Below are 13,978 nucleotides of genomic sequence, written 5' to 3' on the forward strand. Positions count from 1 at the left end.
GCACCTTTAATGGGCCGGGCCCGCCCGCCGCAATCACCGTCTTCCAGCGGGCGAGCGAACGGGCCGTGGCGCCCCTGGTTCCGCGCCCGTCCCGGGAGGGGTCCGGGCGCCACGCAGCCGCCGCAGCGCGTACCGCACCATGGGCCGGGCCCGGGGCGCCAGGGCCAGCTTCGCGGCGACCCACGCCGGCTTGTTCCGCGCCAGCTCCGCGCCCACCAGCCGGGGGCCGGAGAACAGCCGCGTCGCCAGCGCGCGCTGCCACCGGGGCGGGGCCAGCGCCTTGAGCACCCAGGCGGGCACGGGCGCGTCCAGCAGCCGGTGCGCGGCGTCCCACGCGTACCAGACCAGGTGGGGCAGCTCCGTGCGCCGAGCGCGCGTCACCACCCGGTCCCAGTCGAGCCGGGGGTGCGCCCGCGCCAGCAGCTTCAGGTCGAACAGCCAGGCCAGCCGCTGCAGCAGGTGGTTGCTCGCGTGCAGGGACAGGTACACGGCCTCGTCCTCCGGGCACAGGTAGCGCACGGGGTGGCCGTCCAGCGTCGCGTCCACCGCCCGCGCCACCATGGCGTCGCCCTCCAGCGACAGGCCGTAGCCCGTGAGCGCGCGGTAGTGCAGCTCCACCAGCCCGTCCGGACCGGTGAGCTCCACGTGGTGCGCGTCGTCCCGGTCCACGTCACCGGCCTGGGTGGTGAGCCCCATCCCCTCCAGCGCGTGCACGGCGCACAGCACCCGGGCGCGCGGCACCAGCAGGTCCACGTCGTTCGTCGCGCGCTGGAGCGGCTCCGGGTAGAGCCTGCGCGCCAGCCCGTAGCCCTTGAGCAGCACCGGCGTCACGCCCAGCGCCGTCAGCGCCGTCAGGCTCCGCGACAGGAGCGACCGCACGCGCATGCCCCGCGCCGCGCTCAGCCGGGCCTCGCGGGTGAGCAGCGAGGCGGCGTCCGGGCTCAGCGTCCAGTCCGCCTTCGCGAGCGCGTGCTCGACGAAGCCCGCCAGGCCGTGGCGCACGGCGGCCTTCACCAGCGCGTCACGGTCTCCTTCGTTCGAAGGCCCGGGAGCGTCCGGCACTTCCGGCCACGCATGGAGCAGGGTCAGCAGGGCCGGGGAGGAGGTCATGGGCTCACCGCCGGAGCGCGATGATGCGCTGGGGCTCCGCGGCCTCCAGCGCCACCAGCTGCCCCACGCGCTCCGCCACCACGTCCGCGACCACCTCCAGCGCCAGTGCCTCGTCCTGGTCGATGGCGGCCCGGCCGTCGCGCCAGACCAGGCGCAGCGCGCCGAGCAGGGACTCCTCCTCCTTCACGTCCAGGCGCACCTCCAGCGCGGCCGCGCCGCCGGCGTCCGGGTGCTGGGACTCGAAGACGACGCCCGCGTTCACGTCCTCGTGCGGGCGGCGCAGGCGCAGCTCCAGCGCGGACAGGCTCAGCCCCTCGGACAGCGGACGGACTGCGTTCCACACGTCCTGGAACGAACCGGCCGCGCGCACCGCGGCGGTGACGGAGCGCACCAGCGAGCGCAGCTCCAGGTTGCGCTGGCGCGTCTGATGGACGGCGTCCATGTGGCGCATGTCCAGGTAACCCAGCTTGCGCATGAGCACCATGATGACCACGCCGATGCCGCTGAGCAGCAGCGCGCTCTGCAGGCTGTTGGCGAAGCTGAGCCCCAGCGCGGCGAGCATGAACAGCGTGCACAGCGCGTAGAGCACCAGCACGGTGGTGCGGTGGGACAACAGCAGGCGGCTCATCAGCCGGTGGTGGATGTGCTCCTTGTCCGCGCTGAACATGGGTCTGCCCAGCAGCGAGCGGCGCACCATGGCGAGCAGCGTGTCCATGATGGGCAGGCCCAGCGCCATCACCGGCACGAGCAGCGCCACCGCGGTGCCGCTCTTCGACGACGTCTTGATGGACACCGCCGCGAGCACGAAGCCCAGGAACATGCTGCCCGTGTCCCCCATGAAGATGGAGGCCGGGTTGAAGTTGAACACCAGGAACCCGAGGATGGCGCCCGCGAGCGCCACCATCAGCAGGCACAGCAGCACGTCCCCGCGCATCAGCGCGAGCAGGAAGTGGGTGCCCACGCCGAAGAACGCGACGCCGCCCGCCAGCCCATCCAACCCGTCGATGAGGTTGAGCGCGTTGATGACGCCCACCACCCACAGCACCGTCAGCGGCAGGCTCAGGAGCCCCAGCGTCAGCTCCGCGCCGAAGGGGTTGGCCAGCACCTCGATGCGGAAGCCCAGCGCGTACAGGCCCAGCGCCACCGCGAACTGCACGGAGAACTTCAGCTTCGCGCCCGCGCCCTTGAGGTCGTCGTAGAAGCCCAGCCCCGCGATGATGGCGCCGCCCACGAAGAGGCCGACGATGAGCGACGTCTGCGAGACGAACTGGTCCCCCACGCCCGAGTCCACGAGGAACAGCGCGCACAAGGGCGCGAAGAAGCCCCCCACGATGCCAATGCCGCCCAGCCGCGGGATGGGCCGCACGTGCACCTTGCGGCTGGAGTTCACCTGGTCCAACCAGCCCCACGCCAGCGCACGCTCACGCACGCGCCACGTGAGCACCAGCGCCACGAGGAGCGACACGAGGAAGGCGACGAAGAAGGTGACCATGCGAGAGGAGTGTCCACCCGCATCGTGACGGCCACCGGAGCAGCGCGTCAACGTCCTGGCGTCGCAGATGCGTCACGACCCGCTTGCCTCCTTGCTGGTGCGGGCGGTGATGTCGGGCCAGGTGAGTCCTCCAGGCGTCACATCTGCGGGCCCGCGAGCAACGCCGCGCCAATGGCGCCGGACAGGTCCCCCAGCTCGGCGATGCGCATCGCGGGCTTGCGCTCCGTGATGAACAGGTGCGGGCGCATGGCGTCCTGGATGTGGCCCATGTACACGGGGCCCAGCCGAGAGCCGAGTCCTCCTCCGATGACGACGGCCTCCAGGTCCAGCAGGTTGACGACGGAGGCGAGGGCCACGCCCAGCATGTCGATGGCCCGCTCGATGAGCCGCGTCGCCAGCGGGTCCTTCTGCTTCAGCGCGCTCTCCCAGACGCTGCTGGACAGGCGCGTGCGCTTCTTGTCGCGCATGATGTCGAAGAGGAGGGTCTTCTCCCCCTTCCTCGCCGCCGAGCGCGCCTTGCGCTCCATGCACGCGCGCCCCGCGTAGGCCTCCAGGCAGCCGCGCCGGCCGCAGCCGCAGCGTGCGCCGTTGGGCTTCACCACCATGTGGCCAATCTCGCCGGCGGAGCCCTGCCCGCGCCACGGCACGCCGTTGAGCACCAGGCCTCCGCCCACGCCCGTGCCCCACCACACGCCCAGCACGGAGCGGTGGTCGCGGCCCGCGCCCAGCTTGTACTCGGCCGCGACCGCCACCTGGACGTCGTTGCCCAGCACCACCTTGCCGCCGCCCACGAGGTCGCCCAGGTCCGACGCCAGCGGATAGGGCTCGTCCCAGCCGCCCGCGACGTTGGCCGTGTGTGAGAGCGTGCCGCGGTTCGCGTCCACCGAACCCGGCACGCCCACGCCCACGCCCGCGAGCTTCGCGGGCTCGATGCCCACGGTCCGTGCGGCCTCGCCCAACGTGCCGTAGAGCTCCTTCACCACCTCGCCCGGGCCGCCCGTCGCGGGGGTCATGTGGCGGGCCCGGCCCAGCACGCCGCCGCGCGCGTCCACGATGACGGCCTCGATCTTCGTGCCGCCCAGGTCGATGCCTCCCCAGACGCGGGCCTTGTCGTTGCGCGCCCCGTTCCCCGCGCGGTGCCCGTTCCTCGCTGACGCGTCGGCCATGTCCTGCCTCCGTGGTTCGCTCGCGGCACAATCTGCGCAGCGCGGGCTCGGACCCGGCCGCCGTACCGGGCACGCCCGTGTCCGCCCGCCCGCCCCACGGGGCTGCGGGCGGGCCCTCCTCCCGGGATACGGGGACGGCCTGCCTCCTCGTGCCCCTGTTCGCCGGAGGCGGGGGCGCATATAGGCTCCGTCGGAGTTCCTTTCGTGGAGCACCCCGCTTCCCCATGAGCAGCCGTTCCCCTTCCGCGCCGGACGCCCCTGACGCTCCGCCCCTGGGCATGTCGGACGTGAAGGTCCGCGCGCAGCGCTCCATCATCGCCCTGCTCCTGCGGACGGCCGGCTCGCTGGGGCTGCGCGTGGTGAGCTCGCTCACCCTGTCGCATCTGCTGTTCCCCGGGGACTATGGCGTGTTCGCCATCGTCGCCTTCACCTCCGCGATGGGCGCGTTCCTGGGGGACCTGGGGCTCAGCGCCTCGCTGGTGCGCCAGCAGCACGAACCCACGCAGGACGAGATCACCTCCGCCTTCTGGAGCCACCAGGCGTTCACCGTCTTCATCGTGGGCGTCATCGTGCTGCTCGCGCCGTGGCTGTCGCGCAGCTACGAGCTGGGTCCTTCGGGCGCGGCCATGGTGGGCACGATGGCGATCGGCCTGTTCTTCCACTCGCTGCGCGTCATCCCCGTCATGATGCTGGAGCGGCAGCTGCGCTTCCCGGTGCTCGCGCGCATCGAGCTCATCGAGAGCGTGGCGCAGACGGCGGGCAGCATCCTGCTGGCCTGGTTGCACTTCGGGGCGTGGTCGCTCATCGGCGGAGGGCTGGTGCGGGGCGCGGTGGGCATGGTGCTGTTCTGGGCGGCTGCGGGCTGGCGGCCCCGGGGCACGTTCCGCTGGGACATCGTCAAGCGGCTCTTGTCCTTCGGCATCTGGTTCCAGCTCACGGGCCTCATCCCGGCGGTGCTCGCGGGCTGGGTTCCGCTGGTGGTGGGGCGCATGGAGGGCAAGGACGCGGTGGGCCTGGTGAACTGGGCCTCCGCCCTGGCCTCCGTGCCGCTGGCGGTGAGCAGCGTCCTCACCCGCGTCGCGTATCCGGCGTACAGCCGCATGCAGGAGGACACGGTCGCGCTGGCGGAGTACCTGCGCACGTCCATCCGCCGCGTGAGCGCGCTGTTGTGCCTGGCCATTCCGTTCGGCGTCATCGCGCTGCCGCCCTTCATCCCGGTGGTCTTCGGTGAGCGCTGGAGCCTCGCGTCCGCGCTGGTGCAGTGGTTCACCATCGAGGCGTCCATGCAGGCGGTGCAGGGCCTCTTGCACTCCCAGCAGCACGCCAGCGGCCACGCGAAGGAGCGGATGTACGTGGCCACTGCCGCCAGCGTCCTGCGCTTCGGCCTGGGCACGCTGGCGGTGATGCAGTGGGGCATCGTCGGCGTCGGGGTCGGCATCACGGCCGTCACGCTCACGGAGCTGTGGGTCACCGCGCGGCTGGTGTCCCGCCGCAACCCGCACCTGTCGCGGCTCGAGTTCGAGGTCATGGAGCCGTTCCTCACGGTGGGCGCGCTGCTCGCGCTGGCGCTGGGCTTCTCGCGGCTCGCGACGGGACAGGGCGGGCTGCTGGTGCAGGCGCTGGTGGCGGCGGGGGTGCTAACCGCGCTGGTGCTCGCGAGAGAGGCCACGCGGCGAGGCCTGTCGCTGCTGGGTGAAGTGCGCGCCGTGGTCCAGCACCTGCGTGCGAGGCGGGCACCTCCGTGAGCCGTGCGTGGCACCTGATCTCGGGCGAGTATCCGCCGGCCCCCGGCGGCGTCTCCGACCATTCACGGAGCATCGCCCACGCGCTCTTGAACGCAGGGAAGACGGTGCATGTCTGGACCCCTGGCGCGGAGGGCGTCACGGATGACCAGGGTGTGACCGTGCACCGGGGGCCTGGCCTCTTCACGCCGCCGGGGTTGGTGCGCCTGACTCGCGAACTGGACGCGACGCCAGGGCCCCGGAGGCTGCTGCTCCAGTACGTGCCGCACGCGTTCGGCATGAAGGCGATGAACGTGCCGTTCTGCGCCTGGTTCGCCGCGAGGCGGCACGACGAACGCGAGCTGTTCCTCCATGAAGCGGTGTACCCATGGAGCCCTGGCGCGCCGTGGAAGCATCAGGTGCTCGCGGGGGTCACGCGAGTGATGCTGCGCACGCTGGCGCTCGGCGTGGAGCGCGCCTACGTGTCCATCCCCACCTGGGCGGAGTACCTGCCCGAACCACTGCGAGCCCAGGCCCGGTGGTGTCCCATTCCCAGCCCCCTGCCGCTCGACGTGCAAGAGGAAGCCGTGCGCACGGTGCGGGATGCACTGGGCGGTGGCCCCACGGTGGCGCACTTCGGCACGTATGGCGGCGCCATCGCGGGGCCGCTGGAGGCCGTGCTCGTGCCGCTGTTGCAGCGGGATGAGCGGCGGCAGGCGCTGCTGCTGGGCCGGGGCAGCCAGGGCTGGTGCGAGGCCCTGGGACGAAGGCATCCCGCGCTGGCCCGCAGACTCCATGCGAGGGACGGACTGGCACCGGAGGCCGTGGCCGCGCACCTGCGCGCGGCGGAGCTGCTGTTGCAGCCCTATCCCGATGGCGTCAGCGCCCGGCGAAGCAGCGCGATGGGCGGATTGGGGCTGGGCCTGCCCATCATCACCAACACCGGGCTCCTGAGCGAACCGCTGTGGCGCGAACTGCTGCCGGTGGCGCTCGCGGACGAGGCGTCACCCGCTGCGCTGCTGGCGCTCGCGGAGCACCTGTTGGAGCACGAGGAGGAGCGCCGGACCCTGGGTGAGCGCGCGGCGCGCGTGTACCGCGAGCACTTCGCGCTGGAGCACACGGTGGCGCACCTGCTGCGCCGCGGAGACACCCCGTGAGCCCCTTGCGGTTGAAGGTCCTGATGGATCCGCGCGAGGAGGGCTGGCCCAGCATGGACCTGGTGGGCGAAGCACTCGTGGACGGACTGGCGGCGTTTCCCGCCGAGGTCGACATCACCCGCGTGCGGCCGTCCATTCCCCACGCCGTGCGAGCCCTGCCCCAAGTGGGAAGCCGCAAGGCCGCCTTCAACGCGGACCGGCTCCTCACCCGCTTCGGCCTCTATCCCGCGCGATTGCTGCGTGAGCGCATGGGCCCTGATGCATTCCACGTCGTGGACCACACTTACGCGCAGCTCGTCCACGCGCTGCCCGCGGAGCGCACCGGCGTCTTCTGCCATGACCTGGACGCGTTCCGCTCCGTCCTGGAGCCCCATCGCGAACCGCGCCCCACGTGGTTCCGTCTGATGGCGAGGGCCACGCTCAAAGGCATGGAGCGCGCGGCCATCGTCTTCCACAGCACTCAGCAGGTGCGCGACGAACTGCTCGCTCACGGCGTGGTGCCTCCCGAGCGATTGGTGTGGGCGCCCTACGGAGTCTCGCCGGAGTACCAGCGCGAACCCGTTCCCGGAGACGCCAGCGAAGGGGTGCTCGCCCCGCTGAAGGGCCGGCCGTACCTGCTGCACGTGGGCAGCGCCATCCGCCGCAAACGGCTGGACGTGCTGTTCGATACCTTCGCGGCGCTGAGAGCCCGGCATCCGGACCTCATGCTGGTGCAGCAGGGCGGCGAACTGGACGCGGATCAACAGGCACAGGTGGCGCGGCTCGGCTTGAAGGACGCGCTGCTGCAACCGCCCCGGCAGGAGCGGGCCACGCTGGCGGGACTGTACCGGCGAGCCCGCGCGGTGCTGGTGCCCAGCGACGCGGAGGGCTTCGGCCTGCCCGTCATCGAAGCCTTGGCGTGTGGTGTCCCCGTGGTGGCCAGCGACATACCGGTGCTGCGCGAAGTGGGCGCCGATGCCTGCACGTACTGCCCGGTGGGCGACGTGGCCTCATGGTCGGAGATGGTGGACGCCCTGCTCACGAACCGAGTGCCTGCGCCATCCACTGAGACACGGCGTGCACGGGCCGCGCGCTTCACGTGGAGCGCCCATGCGCGCACCGTGCTGGACGCGTATCTGCATCGCCTTGACCGCCCCGGGCGGGTCTGATTCGGTCGCGTCCGCGTGCGGATCCTGTTCCTCAATCCCGTGGGAATCCTGGGCGGTGCCGAGCGCGCACTCGTGGATCTCCTCGCGTGCCTGCGCACGCAGGACCCTTCCCTGTCGCTGCACCTCATCGCGGGCACGGACGGGCCGCTTGTGGAGACAGCCCGAGGGCTCGGCGTGGAGACCCGGGTGCTCGCCCTGCCCGACCGCTTGTCCGCGCTCGGGGACAGCGGTCTGCGGGAACAGGGCCGCGCGGGTCTCTTTCGCTTCGCGCGTGAGCTTGCCCCGACACCCCTGCTGCTGACCCGCTACGGCCTCGACCTGCGGCGCGCGGTGCGTGACGCGGCGCCGGACCTGCTGCACTCCAATGGCATCAAGACCCACCTGCTGAGCGCGGCCACCACCGGACTGCCGGTTCCGCGCGTGTGGCACGTGCACGACTTCCTCGGAGAGCGACCGCTCGTGCGACGCGCGCTCTCCGGACTGCATCCGCTGGCCTCGGCCGCCATCGCGAACTCGCAGGCCGTGGGGGATGACGCGCGCACGGTGCTCGGGAAGGTGCCCGTGCACGTCGTGCCCAACGGCGTGGACGTGGAGCGGTTCTCTCCGGCCGCCGGTGACGGCGCGCACCTGGATGCACTGGCCGGACTTCCTCCCGCGCCTCCGGGCACGCTGCGCGTGGGGCTCGTGGCCACGTACGCGCGTTGGAAGGGACACGATGTCTTCCTGGAGGCCGCGGCCCTGCTGACGCGTCAGGCCCCGGCCCTGCCCGTGCGCTTCTACCTCGTGGGCGCGCCGCTCTACCGCACGGCAGGCTCGCAGTTCACCGACGCGGAGCTGCGTGAACAGGTGGAGCGCCACGGCCTCACGGGCCGCGTGGGCTTCGTGCCCTTCCAGCCCGAGCCCGCCCGCGTCTACCGGGCCCTGGACGTCTTCGTGCACGCGAGCACCCGCCGCGAACCCTTCGGCCTCACCATCGCGGAGGCGCTCGCCTGCGGCCGGGCCGCCGTCATCTCGAAGTCGAGCGGCGCTGCCGAAGCGCTGCGGGATGGCGAGGACGTGCTGTCCATCGAACCCGGCGACGCGAACACGCTCGCGGCGGCCCTGCGCCGGCTGCTGGAGGACGAAGCCTTGCGAGACACCCTGGCCCGCGCGGCCCGCCACACCGCCGTGCGCCGCTTCTCCCGCGAGCGCTACGCCCGGGACATCCTCGCCGTGTACCGGAGCCTCGTCCCTGCGCGAGGGCATTCATGATGCGTCCCCGGAAGCTCGTCACCGTCTCGCACTCCTACGTCGTCACCCTCAACCGGCGGCTGGCCAACGAGATGGCCCGCGTGGGTAAAGGCCGCTGGGACGTCACCGCCGTGGCACCGAAGTCCTTCCACGGAGACCTGGGCCCGCTGGTGCTCCAGCGTGACCCCGACGAGGCCGTGAACCTGGAGGCCGTGCGCGCCTTCTTCAGCCGCTCGCTGCACGGCTTCGTCTATGGGCCGGAGCTGCGCGCACGGTTGTCGCGGGGCGTGGACCTGGTGCACCTGTGGGAGGAGCCCTACGTGCTCTCCGGCCTGGAGGTGGCGCTCATGACGCCCCGCAACGTGCCGCTCGTCTTCTGCACGTTCCAGAACCTGGCCAAGCGCTACCCTCCGCCCTTCGCGCAGGCCGAGCGCTTCGTCCTGCGCCGGGCCGCGGGGTGGATCGCCTGGGGCCAGACGGTGCACGACAACCTCCTGGCCCGGCCCGGTTATGAGCAGCGCCCCTCGCGCTTCATCCCCGTGGGCGTGGACGTGGAGCACTTCCGCCCGGATCCTGAGGCGGGCCGAGCGTTCCGGGAGTCCCTGGGATGGAAGTCCGAAGGGCCGCCCGTGGTGGGCTACCTGGGCCGCTTCGTGCCGGAGAAGGGCCTGCGGCTCCTCATGGATGCGCTCAACAGACTGAACACCCCCTGGCGAGCCCTCTTCGTCGGCGGAGGCCCCCTGGAGGTGGACCTGCGCGCGTGGGCGCAGCGCCACGGGGACCGCGTGCGCATCATCACCGGTGTGAAGCACGCGGAGGTGCCCCGCGCCCTCAGCGCCATGGACGTGCTCTGCGCGCCCAGCCAGACGACGCCCGCGTGGAAGGAGCAGTTCGGCCGCATGCTCGCGGAGGCCTTCGCGTGTGGCGTGCCCGTGTTCGCCAGCGACTCCGGAGAGATTCCGCACACCGTGGGCGATGCCGGACGCATCCTGCCGGAGTCGTACGGCGGCGCCTGGGTCACCGCGCTCGAGGAGCTGCTGGAGAGCCCCGCTCAACGCCAGGAGCTGTCCGCGCGAGGCCGGGAGCGAGCCGTGTCGCGCTTCGCCTGGCCGGTGGTCGCGAAGGCACACCTCGACTTCTTCGAGCAGGTGCTCGAGCGCAAAGCCTGACGCCTCACGCCTCCAGCCGAGCCACCACCGCCGCCGCCATCGCGTCCCACGTCCAGGCCCGCAGCTCCGAAGACAGCGCGGCCACGGCGGGCATCCACTCCGCGCCACGGGCCCGCCACTCCTCCAGGCGCCGCACCAGCTCACCCGAGTCCTCGGGGTCCTCCAGCAGCAGCCCCTGGAGCGAGGACGGGTAGCGCTCCGCCACGCCCGCCGAGCGGCTCACCAGCGCGGGGATGCCCACGCACAGCGCTTCGTGCACACCCAGGCCATAGGACTCGTAGCGCGTGGGGGACACCAGCAGGTCGGCGGCGGCCAGCAGGCGGGGCACGTCGTCGCGGAAGCCCAGGAAGCGGATCCGCTCGCCCAGGCCCTGCTCACGCGCCGCGCGTTCCCAGGCTTCGCGCTGCGCGCCCGTCCCTACCACGCACAGGTCCACGTCCCACTCGCGTCGCGCGCACAGCCGTGCCCACGCGTGGAAGAGCGTGTCGAAGCCCTTGCGCCGGTCCCCCAGCGCGCCCACGAACAGCGCCACCCGCCGCTCCTGAGGCCAGCCCAGGGACGCCCGCGCTTCACGACGAAGCACGGGCGTCGTGGACGGGAAGCGCGTCGGATCACCGCCCAGGTACACGACGTGGACGCGGGATGCCTCCACGCCCGTGGCGGCCAGCAGGTCCTGCCGCGTGCGCTCCGAATTCGCCAGGATGATCCGCGCCCGGCGCAACGCACGCTGCTCGCCGCGCAGGTGCATCCGGTGGCTCACGAGGCCCTTCAGCCTGCGCAGTGGATCGCCAACGGGCTCGGGCGCGTGCGCGGCGTGGACGTAGTGGACCCAGTTGGCGGCGGCCACCTCGCAGTTGCCGCCGTTGGCCACCACCTGGCCCCCTTGAGCCAGCGTGCGCGCGGCCCAGAAGCGCCCCACGGCGTCGAGCAACGGCTCGCCCAGCAGGTACGCGTTCGCGGGCTTGGGCACGCGGACGAAGTGCACGTTGGGGTAGCGCAGGAGCGCATCTTCCACCCGGTGCGCCACCAGCCGCACGGGCCCGCCCTGGCGCGCGAGCCAGTCCGCCAGCGCGAGGTTCGCGCGGTCCATGCCCCCGGTGGAGACGAAGTCACCGGCGATGAGGGTGTACGGCCGCATTCCGGTTCCAGTACGCGCTGAAGAAAGCCCCGTTGAGCAGCCAGAACTCCATGCCCATCTGGCTCATGAAGAACTGGTTGTTGAAGGTCTGTGCGATGGCGCCCAGGTCATATGCGAAGAGCATGCTGCCCCAGAGCCAGAACTCCCCCGGCGAGTCCTCCCGGCGCCGGGCCACCTGGAAGCCCCACCCCAGCGTCACCAGCAGCGCCACCGGATAGCAGACGATTCCCAGCCAGCCAGCGTCGTAGGCCCACGCGGTCAATTGGATCTCCGCCCAGAGCGGCGGGTGCTCGCGGTAGGTGTTGTCGCCGAAGTAGGCGTTGGCCATGCCGTAGCGGCCCATGCCCGCGCCCAGGGGGAACTCCGGGAGGACCTCCTCGAAGGTGCTCTCCAGGAAGTGGCCCCGGTTGGACTGGTACACCTGTGACGGGTCCGACGCGGTGAGCGTGCTCCAGCGCGACAGCACCGCGTCACCGCCAACGGCCACGGCCCAGCCGAAAGCCACGACGGCGAGACCGCCCACGACGGAGGCCAACGCCGCGAGCCGCACCCACCGGCCGCTCACGGTGAGCGCCAGCCCCATGGCCGCCATGCACACCAGCAACGTCACCGCCGAGACACGGACCTGTCCCAGATAGAGGCAGATCAACCCGACGCCGATGCCCACCACGCCCAGCACCTTGCGCGAAATACCCTGGCGGCTGAGCAGGAAGGTGCCCCCCAGCAGCACCGAGTAGAAGGCGCCGGTGGCCGCGCCGCCCGGGACGTCCGTCAGCCCCATGGGGCGGAACACGCGCGCGCCGCTCGCGGTCTCGAACTGGAGGCTGCGCACGTAGCCTTCGCCCTGGCCTTCGACCACCGAGGACAGGTTGGGCTGGAAGCGGCCTGGAAAGGAGACCTGCAGGATGCCCAGCGAGGCGCTCGCCATGTTGAACAGGAAGAGCAGCAGGACGACGCGGCTGAACATCTTCGCGTCGATGCGCAGGCGGCTCGCCCAGAAGAAGGGCGCGAACACGGCAATCTGGATGCCCAGCTGCGCGGCCGCCGCCAGCGGGCTGGTGGTGCCAGGGTGGAAGAAGTTCAGCGCGGTGAACACCGCCGACGCGACCAGGAACGGCTTCGCCAGGTGGTTGAGGCGAGGCCCCTTCACCAGCACGAGCAGCGCCAGGCTGGTGCCGAATGACAGGATGCGAAACACCACGCGCGCCGCCGCCAGCACCTCCATCAGCAGCGCGAGCTGGCAGACGAAGAGCAGCACGATGAAGGCCACCACCACGGAGCCCGACCCCAGCAGCCCCGGGGCCCCGGCGGCTGGCGCGGGGGCGGCCGCCACGGCGGGCGCGGCGGCACGGCGCACGTAGCGTTGATGCAGCACCCCCGGCCCGCGGAGCTGGGGACGAGGACTGGCCCCACTCATGCGGTGGGCTCCCGCGCCACGGAGCGCACCGCGTCCTCCAGCGCCTCCAGGAACACCTGGGGAGAGCTCAGGGCCCGGGCCCGGTCCGGCCCCCGGGAGCCCAGCGTCTTCCGCGCGGATGCGTCCTCGATGAGCCCCCGCAGCGCCCGGGCCAGCGCCTCCGCCTCCGGAGGCACGAGCACGCCACACGACGCATCGACGATCTCCACCGGTCCACCGAGCGCGGTGGTGACGATGGGGAGGCCTGCCTGGAGCGCCTCCACGAACGTCAGCCCGAAGGCCTCCAGGCCGGTGTTGGGCTGGCAGTACACGTCCGCCGCGCGCATCAGCCGGGGCACCTCCGCACGCTGGCCCAGGAAGTGGACCCGGTCCCCCAGGCCCAGGCTCACGGCCTGCGCCTTCAGTCCCTCTTCGTAGGCGGACTCCTCCGGACGCTGCGAACCGCCCACGAGCCAGGCCTTCCAGCCAGACACCTGGCGAAGCCGCCCCAGGGCCTCCAGGAACAGCCTCTGTCCCTTCCCTTCCTGCATGCGGCCGACGTGGATGAGGACGACGTCTTCCGCGAGCGCGCCCAACTCTCCGCGGAGCGAAGCACGCTCGGAGGCCCCAGGCGCGGCCCCGCCGTCGCGCACGGGGGGATGGAGCACGCGCCACGGCGTGCGTGGATACACGCTCCGCAAGGTGCCCGCGGTGTAGCGGCTGTTGCAGAGCGCCAGGTCCGGCGGGGTGACACGCGCCCAGCGCTCCACCCAGTGAGCGCCCGTGAGCACGTCATGCTGGAAGAAGAGCAGCGGCACGCCAGCGGTGCGGACCACCGGGCCGAAGAGGGCCTGCGGCCACGCCGCGTGGCACACCACCGCATCGAACCGCTCGCGCTGGAGCAGCGACATCAGCGCGCGGCGGGCCCGCCAGACGCGCCAGGGCCGGCTCACCTTCGCGGGTGCCAGCAAGGTCACCGCGGCGCCAGCGGAGCGCAGCTCCTGCGCCATGCGGCCCTCGAAGCACAGCGCGAAGGCATGCTCCGCGCCACCGGCCCGCTCATTCTGGGAGAGCGCCAGCGTGCGCAGCAAGGTCTCGACGCCGCCGTACAGGTTGCCGCTCGACACATGCAGCACCCGTAACGAAGGGCCGTCCCCCTGCTCACGCGAAACACCGGGAGATCCGGCCACGTCCACGGCGCGAGCAGCCGCCACTTCACCTTCAGAGCCGGGTGGGACACGCATGGACGGG

At 72.0% G+C, this 13,978-nt stretch carries 11 protein-coding genes; 5 read left to right on the forward strand and 6 right to left on the reverse strand.

Annotated features, from left to right (window positions below; all coding sequences use genetic code 11):
- Positions 1-33 precede the first annotated feature (33 nt).
- From D7X30_RS06900 to D7X30_RS06910, 3 genes are all read right to left on the reverse strand, one after another.
- Complete coding sequence (locus D7X30_RS06900) at positions 34-1,110, reverse strand: nucleotidyltransferase family protein (protein ID WP_199724195.1); 1,077 nt, start codon at positions 1,108-1,110, stop codon at positions 34-36.
- A gap of 4 nt (positions 1,111-1,114) precedes the next feature.
- A complete protein-coding gene (locus tag D7X30_RS06905) occupies positions 1,115-2,602 on the reverse strand; it encodes an MraY family glycosyltransferase (protein ID WP_120562048.1) in 1,488 nt (495 codons plus the stop codon).
- A gap of 137 nt (positions 2,603-2,739) precedes the next feature.
- Complete coding sequence (locus D7X30_RS06910; protein ID WP_120562049.1) at positions 2,740-3,768, reverse strand: ROK family protein; 1,029 nt, start codon at positions 3,766-3,768, stop codon at positions 2,740-2,742.
- 224 nt (positions 3,769-3,992) lie between these two features.
- Here D7X30_RS06910 and D7X30_RS06915 point away from each other — a divergent pair, with 224 nt between their 5' ends.
- From D7X30_RS06915 to D7X30_RS06935, 5 genes are read left to right on the forward strand one after another with little or no spacing between them, the layout of a single operon-like run.
- Positions 3,993-5,513, forward strand: coding sequence for an oligosaccharide flippase family protein (locus tag D7X30_RS06915; protein WP_120562050.1), 1,521 nt, complete (start codon positions 3,993-3,995; stop codon positions 5,511-5,513).
- On the forward strand, positions 5,510-6,646 hold the full coding sequence (locus D7X30_RS06920; protein WP_120562051.1) for a glycosyltransferase family 1 protein: 1,137 nt from the start codon (positions 5,510-5,512) through the stop codon (positions 6,644-6,646). Before D7X30_RS06915 ends, D7X30_RS06920 begins: the two co-directional genes overlap by 4 nt.
- A 23-nt stretch (positions 6,647-6,669) precedes the next feature.
- A complete protein-coding gene (locus D7X30_RS06925) occupies positions 6,670-7,794 on the forward strand; it encodes a glycosyltransferase family 1 protein (protein ID WP_120562052.1) in 1,125 nt (374 codons plus the stop codon).
- 15 nt (positions 7,795-7,809) lie between these two features.
- Positions 7,810-9,045: a glycosyltransferase family 4 protein gene (locus D7X30_RS06930; RefSeq protein ID WP_120562053.1), complete on the forward strand. Its 1,236-nt coding sequence runs from the start codon at positions 7,810-7,812 to the stop codon at positions 9,043-9,045.
- Positions 9,042-10,193 (forward strand): glycosyltransferase family 4 protein, encoded by a 1,152-nt coding sequence (locus D7X30_RS06935; protein ID WP_120562054.1) that lies wholly within the window; start codon positions 9,042-9,044, stop codon positions 10,191-10,193. The genes D7X30_RS06930 and D7X30_RS06935 overlap by 4 nt, the downstream gene beginning before the upstream one ends.
- A gap of 4 nt (positions 10,194-10,197) precedes the next feature.
- On the opposite strand, the gene D7X30_RS06940 is transcribed toward D7X30_RS06935, so the two are convergent.
- The 3 genes from D7X30_RS06940 to D7X30_RS06950 are packed head-to-tail and all read right to left on the reverse strand — an operon-like array spanning position 10,198 to position 13,971.
- Entirely contained in the window at positions 10,198-11,283 is a 1,086-nt protein-coding gene (locus tag D7X30_RS06940) for a glycosyltransferase family 4 protein (RefSeq protein WP_120562587.1), read from the reverse strand.
- 19 nt (positions 11,284-11,302) lie between these two features.
- Positions 11,303-12,748 carry a hypothetical protein gene (locus D7X30_RS06945; protein ID WP_120562055.1) on the reverse strand — a complete coding sequence of 482 codons (1,446 nt, stop codon included), beginning with the start codon at positions 12,746-12,748 and terminating at the stop codon, positions 11,303-11,305.
- Positions 12,745-13,971, reverse strand: a complete 1,227-nt coding sequence (locus tag D7X30_RS06950; RefSeq protein WP_120562056.1) for a glycosyltransferase family 4 protein — start codon at positions 13,969-13,971, stop codon at positions 12,745-12,747. Before D7X30_RS06950 ends, D7X30_RS06945 begins: the two co-directional genes overlap by 4 nt.
- Between the last annotated feature and the right edge of the window lie 7 nt (positions 13,972-13,978).

The organism is Corallococcus sp. AB011P (assembly GCF_003611605.1).
GTDB classification, from domain to species: domain Bacteria; phylum Myxococcota; class Myxococcia; order Myxococcales; family Myxococcaceae; genus Corallococcus; species Corallococcus coralloides.

Excerpts from the sequence above, each read along its gene's own strand:
- D7X30_RS06900 (WP_199724195.1), bottom strand. The coding sequence starts at position 1,110 with ATGACCTCCTCCCCGGCCCTGCTGACCCTGCTCCATGCGTGGCCGGAA.
- D7X30_RS06905 (WP_120562048.1), bottom strand. The coding sequence starts at position 2,602 with ATGGTCACCTTCTTCGTCGCCTTCCTCGTGTCGCTCCTCGTGGCGCTG.
- D7X30_RS06910 (WP_120562049.1), bottom strand. The coding sequence starts at position 3,768 with ATGGCCGACGCGTCAGCGAGGAACGGGCACCGCGCGGGGAACGGGGCG.
- D7X30_RS06915 (WP_120562050.1), top strand. The coding sequence starts at position 3,993 with ATGAGCAGCCGTTCCCCTTCCGCGCCGGACGCCCCTGACGCTCCGCCC.
- D7X30_RS06925 (WP_120562052.1), top strand. The coding sequence starts at position 6,670 with ATGGATCCGCGCGAGGAGGGCTGGCCCAGCATGGACCTGGTGGGCGAA.
- D7X30_RS06935 (WP_120562054.1), top strand. The coding sequence starts at position 9,042 with ATGATGCGTCCCCGGAAGCTCGTCACCGTCTCGCACTCCTACGTCGTC.
- D7X30_RS06940 (WP_120562587.1), bottom strand. The coding sequence starts at position 11,283 with ATGGACCGCGCGAACCTCGCGCTGGCGGACTGGCTCGCGCGCCAGGGC.
- D7X30_RS06945 (WP_120562055.1), bottom strand. The coding sequence starts at position 12,748 with ATGAGTGGGGCCAGTCCTCGTCCCCAGCTCCGCGGGCCGGGGGTGCTG.
- D7X30_RS06950 (WP_120562056.1), bottom strand. The coding sequence starts at position 13,971 with ATGCGTGTCCCACCCGGCTCTGAAGGTGAAGTGGCGGCTGCTCGCGCC.